General features: G+C 46.9%; 15 protein-coding genes. All 15 read right to left on the minus strand.

Annotated features, from left to right (window positions below; translation table 11 throughout):
• Nucleotides 1-35: 35 nt before the first annotated feature.
• The 15 genes from OWN49_RS00890 to truB all read right to left on the minus strand — a co-directional run bounded on the left by OWN49_RS00890 (nucleotide 36) and on the right by truB (nucleotide 15,265).
• Complete coding sequence (locus OWN49_RS00890) at nucleotides 36-245, minus strand: YlzJ-like family protein (protein ID WP_176283322.1); 210 nt, start codon at nucleotides 243-245, stop codon at nucleotides 36-38.
• Nucleotides 242-979, minus strand: coding sequence for a ClpP family protease (locus tag OWN49_RS00895; protein ID WP_025851243.1), 738 nt, complete (start codon nucleotides 977-979; stop codon nucleotides 242-244). Before OWN49_RS00895 ends, OWN49_RS00890 begins: the two co-directional genes overlap by 4 nt.
• 115 nt (nucleotides 980-1,094) lie before the next feature.
• Nucleotides 1,095-2,762, minus strand: coding sequence for a ribonuclease J2 (gene rnjB, locus OWN49_RS00900; RefSeq protein WP_176283321.1), 1,668 nt, complete (start codon nucleotides 2,760-2,762; stop codon nucleotides 1,095-1,097).
• Nucleotides 2,763-2,940: 178 nt separating this feature from the next.
• Nucleotides 2,941-3,810, minus strand: a complete 870-nt coding sequence (gene dapA / locus OWN49_RS00905; protein WP_003154166.1) for a 4-hydroxy-tetrahydrodipicolinate synthase — start codon at nucleotides 3,808-3,810, stop codon at nucleotides 2,941-2,943.
• A 30-nt stretch (nucleotides 3,811-3,840) separates the two neighbouring features.
• Entirely contained in the window at nucleotides 3,841-5,055 is a 1,215-nt protein-coding gene (gene dapG / locus OWN49_RS00910; protein ID WP_025649453.1) for an aspartate kinase, read from the minus strand.
• Nucleotides 5,056-5,143: 88 nt separating this feature from the next.
• Nucleotides 5,144-6,184, minus strand: a complete 1,041-nt coding sequence (gene asd / locus OWN49_RS00915) for an aspartate-semialdehyde dehydrogenase (RefSeq protein ID WP_102422478.1) — start codon at nucleotides 6,182-6,184, stop codon at nucleotides 5,144-5,146.
• Nucleotides 6,185-6,318: 134 nt separating this feature from the next.
• On the minus strand, nucleotides 6,319-6,909 hold the full coding sequence (gene dpaB / locus OWN49_RS00920; protein WP_007409809.1) for a dipicolinate synthase subunit B: 591 nt from the start codon (nucleotides 6,907-6,909) through the stop codon (nucleotides 6,319-6,321).
• A 2-nt stretch (nucleotides 6,910-6,911) separates the two neighbouring features.
• Nucleotides 6,912-7,802, minus strand: a complete 891-nt coding sequence (gene dpaA / locus OWN49_RS00925) for a dipicolinic acid synthetase subunit A (RefSeq protein WP_025851250.1) — start codon at nucleotides 7,800-7,802, stop codon at nucleotides 6,912-6,914.
• Nucleotides 7,803-7,958: 156 nt separating this feature from the next.
• A complete protein-coding gene (locus OWN49_RS00930) occupies nucleotides 7,959-8,216 on the minus strand; it encodes a YlmC/YmxH family sporulation protein (RefSeq protein WP_003154176.1) in 258 nt (85 codons plus the stop codon).
• Between the two features lie 78 nt (nucleotides 8,217-8,294).
• Entirely contained in the window at nucleotides 8,295-9,530 is a 1,236-nt protein-coding gene (locus OWN49_RS00935) for a M16 family metallopeptidase (RefSeq protein ID WP_003154178.1), read from the minus strand.
• A 39-nt stretch (nucleotides 9,531-9,569) separates the two neighbouring features.
• Nucleotides 9,570-10,529 carry a polysaccharide deacetylase family protein gene (locus OWN49_RS00940; protein ID WP_003154180.1) on the minus strand — a complete coding sequence of 320 codons (960 nt, stop codon included), beginning with the start codon at nucleotides 10,527-10,529 and terminating at the stop codon, nucleotides 9,570-9,572.
• Nucleotides 10,530-10,641: 112 nt separating this feature from the next.
• Complete coding sequence (gene pnp / locus OWN49_RS00945) at nucleotides 10,642-12,765, minus strand: polyribonucleotide nucleotidyltransferase (protein WP_172614695.1); 2,124 nt, start codon at nucleotides 12,763-12,765, stop codon at nucleotides 10,642-10,644.
• A gap of 174 nt (nucleotides 12,766-12,939) precedes the next feature.
• Entirely contained in the window at nucleotides 12,940-13,209 is a 270-nt protein-coding gene (rpsO, locus tag OWN49_RS00950; protein WP_003154182.1) for a 30S ribosomal protein S15, read from the minus strand.
• 165 nt (nucleotides 13,210-13,374) lie between these two features.
• The gene (gene ribF / locus OWN49_RS00955; protein ID WP_007611467.1) at nucleotides 13,375-14,316 is read right to left on the minus strand and encodes a bifunctional riboflavin kinase/FAD synthetase; all 942 of its coding nucleotides are present in this window, start codon (nucleotides 14,314-14,316) and stop codon (nucleotides 13,375-13,377) included.
• A gap of 19 nt (nucleotides 14,317-14,335) precedes the next feature.
• Nucleotides 14,336-15,265 (minus strand): tRNA pseudouridine(55) synthase TruB, encoded by a 930-nt coding sequence (gene truB / locus OWN49_RS00960; protein ID WP_069013689.1) that lies wholly within the window; start codon nucleotides 15,263-15,265, stop codon nucleotides 14,336-14,338.
• Nucleotides 15,266-15,280: the final 15 nt, after the last annotated feature.

Consider the following 15,280-nt stretch of genomic DNA (forward strand, 5'->3'; position numbering starts at 1 on the left):
CATATTTTGCCCCCGAGAAACGGACTGAATGCCGGTTAGATTTTCAGCTTGATTTTTTGTCCCGGAGCGATGTCCGGATTCAGAAAATCCATCGGGTTCGTACTTAAAATCTGTACGACTTCAGCTTCATTTCCCTTCATCTCAACCAGCAGCGGCACACCGGCGTAATCTACCTGTTCATGCACGCTTTTCTCTATATCCTGACCGTAAACGACTTCTTGGGGCATGACGGTATAAAGGATCATTGAATCATCCTTCCTTCCTCGCCCTTTCGTTCCTCAATCAGCTGATTCAGCTTTTTTATCGCCTGTCCGACGCCGCCCACGTCATCAATTAGTCCGTAATCAGCCGCATCTTTGCCGACTACGTTCGTTCCGATGTCCCTGGTTAAGTTTCCTTTTGAAAACATCAGCTCTTTGAATTTTTCTTCGGAAATATTTGAATGATGGGTCACAAAGTTGACGACCCGCTCCTGCATTTTATCCAGGTATTCAAACGTTTGCGGAACGCCGATAACCAGACCTGTAAGCCGAACGGGGTGAATGGTCATTGTCGCTGTCTCCGCGATAAAACTATGATCACATGACACGGCGATCGGCACACCTATGGAGTGGCCCCCGCCGAGTACGATTGAGACGGTCGGTTTTGATAAGGATGCGAGCATTTCCGCAATCGCAAGCCCCGCTTCCACATCGCCTCCGACGGTGTTTAAGATGATCAGAAGTCCTTCGATTTTCGGATTTTGCTCAATGGCGACGATTTGCGGAATGACATGTTCATATTTGGTTGTTTTATTTTGCGGCGGGAGCTGGACGTGCCCCTCAATTTGGCCGATGATCGTCAGGCAGTGAATATTGGTATCTTGGGACATTTGCGGCAGAGATGTCTCTCCCAGCTGCTGAATTTTGCTCATAATGCTGTCTTTCGCATCTGATTTTTCGGGCTGCTGTTCCTCGGTGTTTTCCATACGATGATCCATTTTATCTTTCACCCTTTCCGAATGTCTCTTTGTATTATGAACAAAGATGATGATTTCCATCCGGGACATGAACAAAAACAAAGCCGGAGCATGATGCGCTCCGGCTTTGTATACATTATACTTCCATAATGATCGGAATGATCATCGGCTTGCGTTTTGTTTTTTCATAAAGGAATTGATTCAGCGCATCACGCATTGCTTGTTTCAGCGTGGACCATTCTACGGCAGATGTTTCTGTCGCTTCAGTCACGATAGAGCGGACGAGCTCAGTAGCTTGTACAATTAACCCCTCTGATTCTCTGACATACACAAAACCGCGCGTAATGATCTCAGGGCCTGAAACAAGGTTCTTCTTCTGCTTATCGAGTGAAATCACGACGATGAGAATGCCGTCTTGTGACAATAAGCGGCGGTCTCTCAGCACGATGTTGCCGATGTCGCCGACTCCGAGGCCGTCAATCAGAACGTTTCCGTATGTGACTTTATCCCCGATTTTCACATTCTGGCCGCGGAATTCAACGACGTCACCTTTTTCAATCAAGAAAATATCGCTGCGTTTCATGCCGATCTCTTCTGCGATTTTGGAATGCGCTTTTTGCATTCTGAATTCACCGTTAACCGGAATTAAATATTTCGGTTTCAGCAAATTAAGCATGAGTTTCAATTCTTCCTGCGAACCGTGACCGGACACATGCACTCGTTTTTGGGCGAAAATCACTTGAGCGCCGGCGCGGGCAAGCAGGTTGACGGTTTTGGAATATATCAATTCATGCCCCGGAATCGGTGTTGATGCAATGACAACGGTGTCTCCTTCTTCAATGTTAAGCTGCTTGTGCGCCTGCTTGGCCATTCGCGTAAGAGCGGCCAGCGGCTCTCCATGACTTCCGGCTGTAACAATTGCCACGTCCCGCTTCGGATATTTTTTCACATCCTGCACAGGAATAAACATTTCATCTTCGGCTTCAATATAGCCGAGCTTGCGTCCAAGCTGAAGCACGTTTTGCAGATTTTTTCCGGCGATTGCAAGTTTGCGGCCGTTCTGGACGGCAGCCTGTATCACTTGCTGGATCCGGTTGATATTAGACGCGAATACAGCAATGATGACACGGTTTTCTGAATTGTTCATCGCATCGGAAATTTCACCGCTTACATATGCTTCTGACGGAGTATACCCCGGGCGCTCCGCATTGGCGCTGTCAGAAAGCAGGGCGAGCACGCCGCTGTTTCCGATTTTGGCAATTTCGCCAATATCACATGATTGATGATAAGCAGGCGTCTGGTCAAATTTGAAGTCTCCCGTGCATACAATAGAGCCAAGTGATGTTTTGAAGCTGACTCCGACTGAATCCGGAATGCTGTGAATCGTTTTAAAGAACGATACTTTCGTTGATTCAAATGTAATGACTGATTTAGAGTGAACTTCACGTAAATCAGCTTTTCGATTATGCCCGTACTGCTTGAGTTTTTCTCTCAGTAATGCAAGCGTAAGCTTCGTTCCGTATACCGGCACCAACAGCTTGTTCAATAAATAAAAGACGCCCCCGATGTTTTCATCGTGCCCGTGTGTCAGAAAGATGGCCTTCACGCGGTCAGCCCGTTCTACTAAGTAGGAAATATCCGGAATGACGACATCAATACCGAGCATTTCATTTTCAGGGTGCATCAGCCCTGCATCCACTACAAATATGTCTGAGTCAATTTCAATGACATATAGGTTCTTCCCAATTTCTCCGACGCCGCCAAGGGCGATAATTCTGACGTTTTCTGTATTTTTCTTTTTCAAAATCTGTATCCTCCTAGTCTCATACCCGTCCATCATCACTTGTTCCTATTATAACTGATATCAATTTTAGAAAACAAGAAGAAGCGGAAGGTTTAGGGAAAACCAATATGTATACAAAACGGTCAAACTCACGATAAAAATGAGAATGACCGCGTATTTCAACTGTATAAATTTTTTCTTACAGTTCGCTGATGACGCTGCTCAGGCTCAGACGTTCATCTTCATTCAGCGGGATAAGAGGAAGACGCACAGATCCGACATCAAGGCCTTTCAGCTGCAGCGCCGTTTTGACCGGAGCCGGATTAGGCGCTTTAAAGAGCTCCTTCATGATCGGCAGAAGCTTCTGATGAATCAGTGCCGCGGTTGCCGTCTGCCCGTTCGTATAGTTTTTAATCATCTGCTGCATGTCAGAACCCACGATATGGCTGGCCACTGACACGACTCCTCTTCCGCCGACTGCGAGAATAGGAAGCGTTAACCCGTCATCACCTGAATAGACGTAAAAATCTTCCGGTGTTTCGGCAATAATTTTCGTAATGGCATCAAGATCGCCGCTCGCTTCTTTAATCGCAGAGATATTCGGAATCTCCGCAAGTCTGATGGCCGTTTCCGGCGCAAGCGAAGCGACCGTTCTGCCCGGCACGTTGTAAAGCATCACAGGGAGAGACGTTTCTTCAGCTATGGCTTTAAAATGACGGTACATCCCCTCTTGGGAAGGCTTATTATAATACGGCGTGACAAGCATAACGCAATCGACGCCGGCTTCTTCAGCTTTTTTTGTCAGTTTAATGGAGTCTTTCGTATTGTTGCTTCCTGTACCCGCAATAACAGGCACGCGTCCGTTCACTTCTTTGACTGTAAATTCAAAGAGTGCAATTTTTTCTTCCGTTGAAAGTGTCGGGGATTCGCCGGTCGTGCCTGCGACGACTAAAGAATCCGTGCCGTTTTTCAACAAATAGTCGATTAATGTAGACAGTTTTTGAAAGTCTACATTCCCTTTACTGTCAAAGGGGGTAATCATCGCTGTAGATATATTTCCGACATTCATTTTTTTCACCTCATCATGATTCAATCACATTTACTTTGAAAGTTCAAACACTTCATGCAGCGCATTTACGGCCGTTACCATATCTTTTTCATGAACGAGCACCCAGATCGTCGTATGGCTGTCGGCAGATTGCAGAATCGGAATGCCTTTATCAGAAAGTGCGGAGACGATTTTTGACGTGACACCCGGAACACCCATTATTCCGGCGCCGACCGCTGACACTTTCGCACAGCTTTCCGTCACTGTCGGCTCATATCCTAATTCAGCCAAGATGCTGCGCGCGGCTTCCGTTTTACTGCCGGCTACGGTATATACGATTTCACTCGGCGTAATGTTAAAGAAATCTACGCTGATTCCGGCATTTGCCATTGCTTTAAAGACTTCAGTCTGAACGTTGTATTGCCCCATTTTGGCGGGAACCTTAAATTGCGTCACATCTTTCACATGGGCGATCCCCGTGATCAGCCGTTCGAATACATCGCTGCCGACGTTGGACGAATGATGGGACGTCACCAAAGTGCCTTTGTCTTTTGAATAAGTGGAGCGCACGCGGATCGGCACCTTTGCCTGCATGGCGATTTCCACCGCGCGCGGATGAATGACTTTCGCGCCTTGATAGGCAAGGTTGCAGATTTCCGTATATGTGACATTCGGAAGCGGCTTAGCATTTTCCACGATTCTCGGATCGGCTGTCATAACACCTTCCACGTCCGTAAAAATGTCGATAAACTCAGCATCAACCGCCGCGCCGAGCGCTGCCGCTGATGTATCGCTTCCTCCTCTGCCGATCGTCGTCGTGTCGCCTTTTTCAGTCGCTCCCTGAAACCCTGCGACAACGACGGCATCATGGCTGGCGAGTGCAGCGAAAAGCCGCTCTGTTTTCATTTCTATAATTTTGGCGTCAGTATGCTGGGCATTGGTTAAAAAGCCGGCCTGGGCTCCTGTTAAAGCTGCGGCTTTTATGCCGTTTTCCTTCAGCATGCTGGAAAAAACAACGGACGAAATCGTTTCTCCGCAAGACAGAAGCATATCCTGCTCTCTCGGAGAAATGTCGGACTGGCTGCCGTAAAGGAGCCCGATTAAAGAATCTGTCGCGTACGGGTCTCCTTTTCTTCCCATCGCCGATACGACAACGACAACCTTATAACCTTCACTTATGGCATCTTTAATGTGTGCTAGCGCAAGCTTGCGGCCTTTGTCATCTTTTACGGATGTTCCGCCGAATTTTTGAACTATGATCTTCACTATTTTCACTCCAAATTAGTCTGACGTAACAGAAGAGAGCAGGCAGAGCCTTACTCTCTTCTGTTCGCCTATAGAAAATACGTTTGTTTTATACGAGGTTCAGTTTTTGCAGGCTTTCCGCGATTTGAACTGAGTTCCAAGCGGCGCCTTTTAACAGGTTATCAGAAACAACCCACAAATGAAAACCGTTTGCTCTGTCCAAATCTTTCCGGATTCTTCCTACAAATACATCGCGTTTGCCGACGCAATCAGCAGGCATCGGGTAAAGCTGCTCCGCCGGATCATCCTGAAGCGTAACACCCGGAGCTTCTTTTAAAAGCTGTTTAATATCTTCAACGGTTGCGTCATCACGGTCAAGCTCAATGTAAACAGATTCTGAGTGCCCTGTTTCAATCGGCAGTCTGACACATGTCGCAGCCACTTCCAGCTTCGGCATATGCATGATTTTTTTCGTTTCATTAATCATTTTCATTTCCTCAAACGTATAGCCGTTGTCTTGGAATTTATCAATTTGCGGAATGGCGTTAAATGCGATTTGATAATGCTTTTTATCGCCTTTAACCGGCATAATGGACGGTTCTGCGGGTTCATTGTTTAAAATCGCCTTTGTCTGGCTGTACAATTCTTTCGCCGCTTCATTGCCGGCTCCGGAAACAGCTTGGTAAGTAGATACAATGACTTTTTTCAAACCGTACGCTTTGCGGATCGGTTCAAGCGCAGCCACCATCTGAATCGTTGAACAGTTAGGGTTGGCGATAATGCCGTTATGTTTGTGCAGATCACCTTCGTTCACCTCAGGCACCACGAGCGGTGTATTTTCGTCCATACGGAATGCGCTCGTATTGTCAATCACGATGGCTCCCCGTTTTACAGCCTCAGGCGCCAAGCTTTGTGATACGCTTCCGCCGGCGCTGAATAACGCGATATGAACGCCTTCGAAGCTTTCAGGAACAGCTTCCTGCACTGTATATCCTTCGCCTTTAAACGTTACTTTCGTACCAGCAGAACGCTTTGAGGATAGTAGTGTGAGTGTTTCGATTTCAAAGTTTCTGTCTTCCAGTGTTTTCAGCATTTGCTGTCCTACGGCTCCCGTCGCTCCGACAACTGCTACGTGTAATCCTCTTCCCATCTGTAAAACTCCTTCCGCCAATTAAGCATCATTTGTTGAATTGACTTTGCATTTTACGTTTTATTTTACCATAGAATAGTCACGGATTGACCGAATTTTTTTATTCCGGAATGATTTTCTGTCATCATGATTTTTTATTCATGATGGTGTACGAGCACCGGCTGAACCTGCTGGTGCAAAAGAGCTTTTTCTACCGTAATCGGAAGGAGATCCATTCTGGCGACGAGCGATGTCGGTTTTTTCACGTGGTCATCCTGGCCGAACGGGATGAAATATATGTTTTTTGCGGACATCAGCCTCATTAAATTCGTTCCGTTTAAACCGAGTCCGTCATTTGTTGAAATTCCGAGCACGACCGGCCGGCCGTTGCGGATCGTGGCTTTCGCAGCCATAAGGACGGGGCTGTCAGTCATCGCATTTGCGAGTTTGCTCATTGAATTTCCGGTTAAAGGGGCGATGACCATGCAGTCGAGCGGAAGTTTCGGCCCGAGAGGCTCCGCTTTTACGATGGAATCAATCGCCTCAAAGCCTGTTGCTTCTTCAATTTTTCTGACCCAATCTCCCCCCTCCCCAAAGCGGGTATCGGTCGATTGAACGGTTGACGTCACGACCGGCCGGACTTCAGCTCCTTGACTGATAAGCGCCTCTATTTGCGGAAAAACTTCCTCATATGTGCAATGCGAGCCGGTTAATCCGAATCCGATTCTTTTCCCTTTCAGAGACATGGCTATTTCCCCTCTTTCTTTAAGTCTGCCAAAAGCTTGCTCAATACGTTCGCAATAATCTGTCCGGCTGTTTTCGGGGCCACAATTCCCGGAAGACCCGGAGCAAGCAGCGCTTTAATGCCTTGTTTTTCAGCATATTTGAAATCCGTTCCGCCCGGACGGGATGCTAAATCCAAAATCAAGGTCTTCGGCGTCATGCGCGATAAAACGCTTTGATTCAGAATCAAGCTCGGTACGGTGTTAATGCAGATATCAATATCATTTACATGTTCAGTAAGTTCTTCAAGTTGAAAAGGAGAAAGCCCCATTTCCGATATACGGGCTAAATGAGCCGAACTCCGCGCGCCCACTTTTACTTTCGCCCCTAACGCTGCAAACGTCCGGGCGATCGTCATACCGGTGCGCCCCATGCCGAGAACGGCAACATTTGATCCGTGAATGGTATAATCCGTATGCTGAATCGCCATCATGATTGTTCCTTCAACAGTGGGAATCGAGTTGAATATCGCGATGTCGTCCCGCTCAAATAATTTCACAAGCTTACGGCCGGCTTCGCTGGCGATCCCCTCAAGATATGCATTGGAGATGCCTGAATAAATGACGCAATGCTCCGGTGTCCGCTCAAGATAGCTCTGCTTTAATACCACTTCTTCATTTGAAAAAACCGTGGAAACAACGCCTTCTCCGGTCGTTGCCGATACAGGCAGGATGATACTGTCTATTTTTTGAAAGGGAATCTCATCAATTTTGCATTTGACGGTTCCTGTAAAACCGTCATCCAATTGGTCAAACCCTGCAAGATAAATATCGGCATGCTGTTCTGTCAGCTTTCTTATAATCTCAAGCTGTCTTGCGTCACCGCCAATGATCGCAATTGTTAATCCGGTTAACATCTGAAACGTTCACCTTCTTTACAGTTACTGGATCTTTTAAGTGTCATCCTCCTCTTCATCGTATGTGCAAAGAGAAAGGGCGGTGAATGTACAGCGTCTTTTTCATGAAAAAAGCACCGGCTGTATGAGCCGGTGCTTGCAAAAAATGAATAAGATCTACTCTTCGGGAGGCGTGATCTCCCCCGGAACGTCTAAAATGATCATGTCTGACCCGATTTTTTGGATATGGTTCCAGGGGACGCGGATGTCGTGGCCTTGTTTTCGCAATCCGAACCATTTTACCGTCGGTATCAACAGCGCGGTAATTTGTCCGTCCTGTTCATTAATTTCCAAATCGGTCTGGCCGAGCACGCCGAGCCGCTCTGCCCGTTTAATGTCCACAATTTCTTTACCTGACAGTTCACTGAGCCTCATGATAGCCACCCCCTTGTACTATATGACCCGGAGCAAAAAAAAATGCCTGCCCCGTATAGAGGCAGACTGCTTTGCAGCTTAAGACGAGGCCGGTATATTGCCGGTCGGGCTGATGAGCGATAGTGCGTAATCATCCGTAAATAAGCGGCGGCTGAGGCCGTTGACGCTTTCCAGGCTGACCGCATTTAATTCAGCGATAATTTCATCCATGGTCTTATGCTTTCCGAGCAGGAGTTCGTTTTTCCCGTTCCGGCTCATTTTGCTGTTTGTGCTTTCTAAGCTGAGCATTAAGCTCCCCTTCATTTGCTCTTTGCTGTTTTCCAGCTCTTTCGGGGTGATACCGTCACGTTTTAGAACCGATAACGTTTCCTGAATGGTTTCAGACAGAAGTCCGAGCTGATTCGCGCCGGTGCCTCCGTAAATCGTCAGCATACCGCTGTCTTCATAGGAACTGTGATAGCTGTATACAGAATAGGCCAGTCCTTTATCTTCGCGCACATCCTGGAAAAGACGGCTGCTCATGCTTCCGCCAAGCACGTTGTTTAAGACGATCAAATCGTAAATGTCCGGATCTCCGACTTTCAGGCCTTTGAAACCGAGACAGAGATGCGCCTGTTCGGTGTCTTTTTTTCTGGTCAGCTTTTCATAATGAAACTCAGGCTCGCTGATGCCGCTTGCTTTGCCCTTCGCTTCGTATGTACCGAACCATTTCTCCACGTCTTTAATGAATTGTTCCGTTACATTTCCGGCGACAGAAATGACGACGCGGTCCGGCGTGTAAAAGTCATCCATATGCTGTCTGAGAGAATCGCCGTTAAACGACGAAAGCGTTTCCTCCGTCCCGAGAATCGGGTATCCGAGCGAATGATTGCCGTATGTCGCTTTGCTCAGCAGATCGTGGACAATGTCATCCGGCGCGTCTTCATACATTTTGATTTCTTCATATACGACGTTCTTTTCTTTTTTGAGCTCATCTTCGTCAAAAGCAGAATGAAAGAACATATCAGCCAGCACATCAAGTGCGTAGTTTGCATGCTCATCCAGCACTTTGGCGTAATAGCACGTATATTCTTTTGAAGTGAAGGCATTCACTTGGCCGCCTATCCGATCGAAGGATTCTGCGATTTCACGTGCGGACCTGGTATTTGTTCCTTTAAAAAACATATGCTCAAGAAAGTGCGAAATACCGTTTGTCTCCGGCGTTTCATGACGTGATCCCGTCCCGATCCAGACGCCGATTGCCACAGACCGCACCGTTGGATTATTTTCAAGCACAACTCTTACACCGTTTTGGCATGTATAGCGTTTTATCAAGTCTGTTCCTCCTATTCAAAGACAGGCAACTGCCGCCTGCTACTTCATCAGCCTGTTTTCATCCATTAAGTCAGACACTGAGCCGAGCGCGTAGCCTTTTTCTTTGATTTTTGCAATCAGTGTATCCAGGCTTTTCGCAGTCGGATCAGTCGGATGCATTAAAATCATGGCTCCGTTATGTATTTTGCTCAACACCCTTGTTTGTAAAACAGCGGGAGACGGTTTTTGCCAGTCAATGGTGTCAACGGTCCACATGATGGTGCCCATTCCTTTTTCCGCCGCAAGGTCGACCACGGCTTTTCTGAAGCTGCCGCTTGGCGGCGCAAACCATTTCGGCTTCATGCCGAGCGTCTCGCTGATTTGTGCATTGGTTTTGTCAAGCTGTTCGGAAATGCTTCCTGAAGTCAGTTTGCTCATATCAGGGTGATTGTATGAATGATTTCCGATTTCATGTCCGTCTGCCGCTATTTTTTTCCCCAGTTCCTGATTGTTTTTCAGCCATTTCCCTTCAAGAAAGAAAGTTGCTTTGACCTGGTGCTGCTTCAGAATAGGCAGCATTTGCTCCACGTATTCATTTCCCCAGGCGACATTTATCAGGAAAGCGACCATCGGTTTGTCGGGATTTCCTTTATAAATGGGTTCAGGCGCGAGAGAATCAAGATGGACTTTCGGCTTTACCTGCTCATAGACAAGGTCGTCTTCGTGAAATTCTCCGTCCTTTTTCATTTGTTTATAGGATTTTTCCACATTGACTTTTAAACCGTTATACCCCGGTATACTCTTCCATATTTTATCAATCCGCGCGTCTTGCGGCTTCACTTCATACTCTGACGCTTTTTGCAGTAATTCTTCATAGAGCGGATCTTTTGATGCTGACACAGTTACCGCGTCTTTTTTCATTGCGTCTATGTAATCAACTGTATACGGGTTTTTTAACATTTCAAACGAAACAAAAAAAAGAAATAAAAAAACGGCAAACGGCACGAATTTTTTCAACATGTCCTTCCCCCCTCATCACACATTATGTATGAGGAGGACAAGGTAGAACCCGTCTGTTGTCTTTCTCAAAATAAAGAAGCCGGGTCTCCCAGGCTCCTTGTTAGGTTTTCATTTAAGATTGTTGTTGTTCCTGTTCTTTTTCTTTCTCTTCGCGCAGCACTGCTTTACGCGACAGATTCACTCGTCCCTGTTTGTCAATTTCAGTTACCTTCACAAGGATTTCGTCACCGATTTTCACAACATCCTCAACCTTGCCGACCCGTTCGAGCGCTAGTTCAGAGATGTGAACGAGACCGTCTTTTCCGCTGAAGATTTCAACAAAAGCGCCGAATTTCTCAATCCGTTTCACTTTACCGAGGTAAAGTTGGCCGACTTCGACTTCTCTGACAAGATCTTCGATGATTTTTTTCGCTTTTTGGTTGCTGCTTTCATCAGTAGAAGAAATAAAGATGGTGCCGTCTTGTTCAATGTCAATTTTAACACCGGTATCTTCAATGATTTTGTTGATTTGTTTACCGCTCGGTCCGATAACGTCACGGATTTTATCCGGATTAATGGTCATCGTTAAAATTTTCGGCGCATATTGAGAAAGTTCTTTTCTTGATTCACCAAGCGTGCTGAGCATGCTGTCCAAGATTTCCATTCTTCCTTTTTTCGCCTGCTGAAGCGCTTCTTCAAGAATTTCTCTTGAAAGGCCTTCAATTTTAATGTCCATTTGCAGCGCTGTCACGCCTTTTTCCGTGCCGGCTACTTTAAAGTCCATGTCACCGAGGGCGTCTTCCATTCCTTGAATATCGGTTAATACCGTATAGTACTCGCCTGATTTCACAAGTCCCATCGCGATACCTGCAACAGGGGCTTTAATCGGAACACCTGCGTCCATCATGGCAAGCGTACTTGCGCAGATGCTGGCCTGTGAAGTGGAACCGTTTGATTCAAGCACTTCAGATACGAGGCGGACCGTATACGGGAAGTCTTTTTCATTCGGAATGACCGGCTCAAGCGCACGCTCTCCAAGAGCACCGTGACCGATCTCACGGCGTCCCGGTCCGCGCATCGGGCCTGTCTCCCCTACGCTGAACTGCGGGAAGTTATAATGATGCATAAAGCGTTTTGACTCTTCCACGCCTAAACCGTCAAGAATCTGAACGTCTCCAAGGGCTCCTAATGTACATACGCTGAGCGCCTGCGTCTGTCCTCTCGTAAACAGCCCGGATCCGTGTGTTCTCGGCAGAAGGCCGACTTCTGAAGAAAGCGGGCGGATTTGATCAACGCCGCGGCCGTCCGGACGGACTTTTTCTTCTGTGATCAAACGGCGCACTTCGTTTTTCACGAGTTTAGACAGTGTCTGTTTCACTTTTTTAATCGTATCTTCATCATGCTCTTCTTCTTCGAATTTCGCGACAACTGCATTTTTCACTTCATTGATCGCGTCTTCGCGAGCATGTTTTTCGTGAACCTGAATGGCGCTAAGCAGATCCGGCTCCGCAAGGCTTTTTACTTTTGCGCTGAGCTCTTCGTCAATTTCATACAGTTCGATCTCTGTTTTCTCTTTGCCGACTGCTGCGACGATTTCTTCTTGGAATGCGATCAGGCGCTTAATTTCTTCGTGACCGAACATTATCGCCTCAAGCATGATTTCTTCAGGAACTTCATCCGCTCCGGCTTCCACCATGTTGATGGCATCTTTTGTGCCTGCAACGATGAGGTTGATATCACTTTTTTCAAGCTGGTCAACCGTCGGATTGATGACGAATTTCCCCTCAATGCGGCCTACCGTCACACCCGCGATCGGGCCTTCAAACGGGATATCGGAAACGCAAAGAGCGAGTGATGAACCGAACATTGCAGCCATTTCAGATGAGCAGTCCTGATCAACACTCATGACAATGCTGATGACCTGTACTTCGTTACGGAATCCGTCTGCGAAAAGCGGGCGGATCGGACGGTCGATCAGACGGCTGGCTAAAACGGCCTTTTCACTTGGACGGCCTTCTCTTTTAATAAAACCGCCCGGAATTTTACCTACTGCGTATAATCTTTCTTCATAGTTAACGGTAAGCGGGAAAAAATCTAGCGGTTTCGGTTCTTTTGATGCGGTTGCTGTGCTGAGCACTGCAGTATCGCCGTAGCGGACCATGACAGCGCCGTTTGCCTGTTTGGCAAGCTGGCCGGCTTCTACTGTAAGCTGTCTGCCGGCCCAATCTATGGTAAAGACATGTTTCTCTTGTCCCATTCGATTACGAGCTCCTCTCTTAATGTGTGAAATAATCAATTACTCCTATTATGAACGAAATGAATTGAACATATCAATGTCAAAGTAGTATGTAAAAGGATTTCATTGTTTTTTTATTATTATTTTTTTCGCTTTAATACGATAAAAAAGCGGGAATCCTCCCGCTTTTTACGATTATCGACGTAAGCCTAGTTTGTTAATTAACTCACGGTAACGAGTTACGTCTTTATTACGCAGATACGTAAGAAGATTACGACGTTTACCTACCATTTTAAGAAGACCGCGACGTGAGTGGTGATCTTTCTTGTGAGTACGCAAATGCTCGTTCAAGTTGTTAATTGAGTCTGTTAGGATAGCGATCTGAACTTCTGGAGAACCAGTATCAGATTCGTGTGTTTTGAACTCGCTGATGAGTTGATTTTTACGCTCTTGAGTAATTGCCATCCTGTTTCACCTCCATATCATAATTAGCCCCAGTTACCTAGCAACCGTCGGTGACTTCGGATTGCCAAGCAATGGTTTTAAGACTACGAAACATATGATACTAAAAATCGCGCCCATATGCAAATCTTTTAGAATAAAATTTGTGTACTTTTGATGTTTTTTCCGTTATTTGCTGAAAAAACGGATCGCTTCTTGTTTGTCTTTCCCGATCTGAGCCGTCAGTTCATCGATGCCGTTAAACTTCCGTTCGCTTCGGATTCGTTTGTACCACTCGATTTTAACGTCTTCTCCGTATACATCCTGTTGAAAATTAAACAAATGAACTTCAATTGACGGCTGATCGGGACGCTTTTCATAAAAGGTCGGTTTGTAGCCGATGTTGCAGACGCCTTCATACACCTCGCCTTTTATTTCGGCTTTCACTGCATACACGCCTGTCGGCGGCACGATATAGCTGTTGTGCAGGCCGACATTCGCGGTCGGAAAACCGATGGTGCGGCCTCTTTTGTCTCCGTGAATCACAGTGCCCCGGATAAAATACGGCTGGCCGAGAAGAGTGTGCGCAAGTTCAACGTCACCATCCTGGAGCGCTGACCGGATATAAGTGGAGCTGATCTTTCTGTCCTGCTCGGTCTGTTTCTCGACAGTCGTGCATCCGGCCTTGCCGTTTAAATCGTCCGGCAACGTCTCCATCGTACCTTTTCCGTATTTTCCGTACGTAAAATCGAAGCCTCCCACAGCGTGCCGCGCGTTCAACCCTAAAATATACTCCTCGGCAAACTGTTTTGGAGACAGAGACGCAAACGCTTCATCAAACTTTACGACATACAGCACATCAGCGCCTAAACGCCCGATCTGGCTGATTTTATCTTCAAGCGGCGTAATCAGATCCTTTGGCTCTTTGTCCCTGCCCAACACATGGGAAGGGTGTGGATGAAACGTCATAACGGCCAGCGACAGGCCTTTTTCTTCGGCAATTTGTCTGGCTGTTCCGATTACTTTCCGGTGTCCCAAATGAACGCCGTCAAAGTAGCCGAGCGCCATGACAGACGCCGGCTGCTCTTCTTTTTGTAAATGATGCGGATGAGAAATATGTATCGTCTTCACAGAACGGTCACCTTTTTTCTTATTGTTCGCTTTTTTGCATGAGCACTTTAGCCGGTTTCAGCAGTCCTTTTTTTGAAGGATGCGGCATATAAATGGCCACACATTCTCCGTCTTCAGTACAGACCGCTATACGGGCGTCAGCTGTCATTGCAGAAAATTCCGCCGGGATGTCAAACACCGACCCGTTTTCAGCTTTCTTAGCTAATGTATCACTTATGACCCATTTCGGCAAATGATTGAGCGCTCTATCGATCGGCACGGCATGCTCTGCAACCGTTCCGTCCGAAACCTGCTGTTCAAGTTCCTCAAACGTGAAACATTCATCAAGGCTGAAATCGCCGGAAGCAGTGCGGATGAGATGCGACATATGCGCAGGATAGCCGAGTTTTTCACCGATTGTCACCGCCAACGTTCTGACGTAAGTGCCTTTTGAGCACGTGACTGTAAAGCGGAATGATGCTGTGTCTTCGTTATAAGTGACAGGGGAAGTGAGCGCGATATCTTCAATCGTGATATTCCGCTTCGGCCGCTCCACTTCAATACCCGCTCTGGCGTATTCATAGAGCTTTTTCCCGTTGACCTTTACCGCGGAATACATCGGCGGCACTTGCTCCTGCGGTCCCTTCAATTCGTCTAAAACGGCTTTGATATCCGCTTCTTTCAGCGGCTCCCTGACAGGTTTTACGCTGACCGTTTCTCCCGTCTGGTCTTCGGTCGATGTGGAGAAACCGAGAGTGATCTCAGCATCGTACGTTTTTGACTTGTCGGTGACGTACTCAACGATCTTTGTAGCCCGTCCGACACAGATCGGCAGTACGCCTGACACTTCCGGATCAAGGGTTCCCGTATGCCCGACTTTCTTTGTTTTTAACAGTTTTCTTATTTTCATTACACAGTCGTGAGAAGTCATGCCGACCGGTTTATGTAAAAGGAGAACTCCGTTAACCATCTGTCTTTCGCTCCT

The sequence above is a fragment of the Bacillus sp. NEAU-242-2 genome, assembly GCF_027853835.1.
In the GTDB taxonomy this organism is placed as follows: domain Bacteria; phylum Bacillota; class Bacilli; order Bacillales; family Bacillaceae; genus Bacillus; species Bacillus velezensis.

Bases quoted from the DNA above. Each gene is read 5' to 3' on its own strand.
- OWN49_RS00890 (WP_176283322.1), bottom strand. From the start codon at position 245: ATGATCCTTTATACCGTCATGCCCCAAGAAGTCGTTTACGGTCAGGAT.
- OWN49_RS00895 (WP_025851243.1), bottom strand. From the start codon at position 979: ATGGATCATCGTATGGAAAACACCGAGGAACAGCAGCCCGAAAAATCA.
- dapA (WP_003154166.1), bottom strand. From the start codon at position 3,810: ATGAATGTCGGAAATATATCTACAGCGATGATTACCCCCTTTGACAGT.
- asd (WP_102422478.1), bottom strand. From the start codon at position 6,184: ATGGGAAGAGGATTACACGTAGCAGTTGTCGGAGCGACGGGAGCCGTA.
- dpaB (WP_007409809.1), bottom strand. From the start codon at position 6,909: ATGTCTCTGAAAGGGAAAAGAATCGGATTCGGATTAACCGGCTCGCAT.
- dpaA (WP_025851250.1), bottom strand. From the start codon at position 7,802: ATGTTAACCGGATTAACAATTGCGATCATTGGCGGTGACGCAAGACAG.
- OWN49_RS00930 (WP_003154176.1), bottom strand. From the start codon at position 8,216: ATGAGGCTCAGTGAACTGTCAGGTAAAGAAATTGTGGACATTAAACGG.
- OWN49_RS00940 (WP_003154180.1), bottom strand. From the start codon at position 10,529: ATGTTGAAAAAATTCGTGCCGTTTGCCGTTTTTTTATTTCTTTTTTTT.
- pnp (WP_172614695.1), bottom strand. From the start codon at position 12,765: ATGGGACAAGAGAAACATGTCTTTACCATAGATTGGGCCGGCAGACAG.
- rpsO (WP_003154182.1), bottom strand. From the start codon at position 13,209: ATGGCAATTACTCAAGAGCGTAAAAATCAACTCATCAGCGAGTTCAAA.
- truB (WP_069013689.1), bottom strand. From the start codon at position 15,265: ATGGTTAACGGAGTTCTCCTTTTACATAAACCGGTCGGCATGACTTCT.